The 585-nt window shown below is 69.7% G+C and carries 1 protein-coding gene; it reads right to left on the bottom strand.

The window, feature by feature from the left end; translation table 11 throughout:
• On the bottom strand, positions 1-585 hold a 585-nt coding region (locus ACOADB_RS11500; protein ID WP_378598331.1), incomplete at both ends, for an AMP-binding protein.

A 585-nucleotide genomic window follows, 5' to 3' on the forward strand; every position in this document is an offset into this window, starting at 1 on the left:
GACCTCGGCGGGGTAGACGTTGAAGCCGCCGGAGATGTACATGTCCTTGAGCCGGTCGGTGATCCGCAGGTTGCCCCGGTCGTCGAGGACACCGATGTCGCCGGTGTGCAGCCATCCGTCGCCGTCGATCGCCTCGGCGGTTGCCTCGGGGTCGTCGAGGTAGCCGAGCATCACGAACTCGCCGCGCACCAGGAGCTCGCCGGCCTCGCCGTCCGCTGCGTCGATCGCGACCTCCATGCCGGGAATCGCGCGCCCACAGGTGGTGGCGACCAGTTCAGCGGGATCGCCGTGGCGAGCCATCGTCACCACGACCGCTTCGGTCATGCCGAACGCTGTCACCACGGTGTCGATGGCCAGCTCGTCACGCATCCGCTCGATGAGTACGACGGGCACGACCGCGGCTCCGGTCACGGCCAGCCGCAGGGAGCCCAGGTCGTGGTCGGCGCGGTTCGGCGCGGCCAGGATCGACTGGTAGATCGCGGGTGCCCCGGGCAGCACCGTGATCCGGGCCGACTCGATGAGCGCCATCGTCCTGTCGACGTCGAAGGTGGCCAGTGGGTAGAGCGTGGCGCCCGTGGTGAGGCC

The sequence above is a fragment of the Nocardioides sp. CPCC 206348 genome (assembly GCF_048654705.1).
In the GTDB taxonomy this organism is placed as follows: Bacteria; Actinomycetota; Actinomycetes; order Propionibacteriales; family Nocardioidaceae; genus Nocardioides.